The organism is Microcystis sp. M53602_WE12 (assembly GCF_030065455.1).
Classification (GTDB): domain Bacteria; phylum Cyanobacteriota; class Cyanobacteriia; order Cyanobacteriales; family Microcystaceae; genus Microcystis; species Microcystis aeruginosa.
In genome coordinates, this window is sequence record NZ_JASJFB010000818.1 from 1 (window position 1) to 2,370 (window position 2,370).

Genomic DNA, 2,370 nt, shown 5'->3' on the forward strand with positions numbered 1-2,370 from the left:
ATACTATTAGGGGTCGAGAAAATCGTCACCGACCTCCCCTCCCATTCAGAACCGTGCATGAGACTTTCACCTCACACGGCTCCTAGTTTGACGGTTCCCTTGTTAAGGATACAACTTGACATCTTTTTGTTGACCTTGTATTATCTGCATTAACATCGGGTGATGTCGAATTAGATGATTTTAGGCTTCCATCAGATGCCGATTTATCATCGTGACAGTGGCGGTGTAGTAATTGAAGGTTTTTATATTCATCCTTTCCGCCTAAGCTTATTGGGTGAATGTGGTCAACTTCAATTAAATCCGATGGGGTAAAATACTGCCCACATCGGCTACACTTGCCTTGTTGCTTCTTAAGTAGTTTGGCTACTCTTGTAGGTGTGTCAATTGCTTGTCCTCGTCTGGTCGCCCAGTAAGTCCAATTTCCGTCGTAGGGTGAAGCGTCGGCGCGTACTAGGGTATGTCTGACAATTGCTGTCCAATTATGTTTCCATAAATGGACACCATCTTTGGTTTGAAATAACCAAGATTCGTGTCTTTCTTTCCCATTGCTGAGTTTGACTGTACCCGGTCCAAAATATTTACTCAGCTTTTTGTAGTTCGCTTTACCGCATCTTGATACTGTCCATGCCCTTAACATTAACCAGATTGTGTAGTCTAGTTTATTGAAGGTATCTGTGGATACTACTCCTGAATAGTAGTTTGCCCATCCTCTAATGATTGGGTTTAATTGTCTAATCAGGGCTGATTGAGGTGCTGTTTTGTGTTTTTTGATTACACCTTTTATCGCTTCTGTGTGGGCTTTAACTGCTTTTTGGCTAGGTTTAATGTGGGTTAGGAATGTTTTAGGTATTCCTTTCGTTATTTTACCTGCTTTGTATTTTCCGGCTGGGTATTGTCTGATATTGAATCCTAGAAAGTCAAAACCGGGTTCTTCCGTTTTCCCATTATATTCAATGGGTTTGAGTGTGTGACACACTCTGGTTTTTTCTGGTTTGAGTTCTAATCCAATAGGCTTTAGCCATTCAGAAATGGCAGTTTGGCACTGTTCAATGATTTCGAGTGATGGTGAAATCACTACAAAATCATCGGCATATCTTATTAAAACAGCTTGATTTATCTTATTCTTTTTGGGGAATAGTATTTCAATTAATCTTGCCATTCCATCCAGTGCGATGTTGGCTAGTAGTGGACTTATTACCCCTCCTTGAGGTGTCCCTGTTTCTGTTTCTTCAAATACGCCGTTGTCCAATACTCCTGCTTTGAGCCATTGTTTAATATCTCTTTTCAGGGAGCTTGGACAGTGAATTTTAGACAGTAAAAAGTCGTGATTAATTCGGTCAAAACACTTGGCAATATCAGCATCTAATACAAAGTAGCTACTTTTATTAATGCTAAGGTATATCCTTGATATTGCGTCATGGGCAGACCTTCCGGGTCGGAAACCGTAGCTGGTTCCTTCCATCTTTGACTCCCATTCTGGTTCGAGTGCCGATTTAATCAACGCTTGTCTTGCTCTATCTTTGATGGTTGGTATTCCTAGAGGGCGTTTTTCATCCCTACCCGGTTTAGGAATCCACACCCTTCTTAACGGTTTTGCTTTAAGTGTTCCTTTGATTTCTTCGGTTAGATTTAGCCTTTGTTCTGGGGATACTGCTATCATTCCATCGACTCCTGCTGTTTTCTTTCCTTGATTATCTTGGGTTACTTTGCGAACTGCTAATAGACGAGCGTAGTATGATTTCACTAATAGACGTTGCAACTTTCTAACCTTTGCACCCTGTCCCGATTTAGCCGCTTGGTATATCCTCTTTTGGAGCTTGAAAACGTATCTTTGGATTTTACCCCAGTTGATAGCTTTCCATACATTCGTAGTCTTAGTGGTTTTCGGTTTCCCGAATCCTTTACCTTCTCTCGCTTTCGTCATATAGACTCCTACTAGACTCTATCCTTACAGACAAACCGTAACCTGTTAGCATATCCTGACTATTACCGTCAAGCGTTGGCTTTTGGTTACATCTCACACCCTTAAAGGCTTGCGCTTACACTTGTCACTACTGGGTATTTCGACCTGTACCCAGAGCCTAAAAGGGTTTATTACGTTCCGTTTATATGGGCATTCCATCTTTAGATTTGTCCTCTCCACCGGGGTACTTTTAAAGGTCTGTGTAAGTGAAAAATCAAAGTTCCTTACTTTCTTCCCCTTATTCTTTTGAACGCAGTGTGTCAACCTATTTCACTGCTATACACTTACGATGGTTCACGTCAGACATTTGGCTCACGCCTAATCTTGGATGGTTGGCAGTGGTCTCGGTTTGGATGTTAGGTTACATCTAGGAGCCTTCCGTTCCCCGCTTCAGTCCCAGAGTTGTG

The 2,370-nt window shown here is 41.8% G+C and carries 1 protein-coding gene; it reads right to left on the reverse strand.

The genetic code is table 11. The features are described from left to right. Window positions 1-82: 82 nt before the first annotated feature. Window positions 83-1,924, reverse strand: coding sequence for a group II intron reverse transcriptase/maturase (gene ltrA / locus PX482_RS25165; RefSeq protein WP_288123179.1), 1,842 nt, complete (start codon window positions 1,922-1,924; stop codon window positions 83-85). Window positions 1,925-2,370 lie beyond the last annotated feature (446 nt).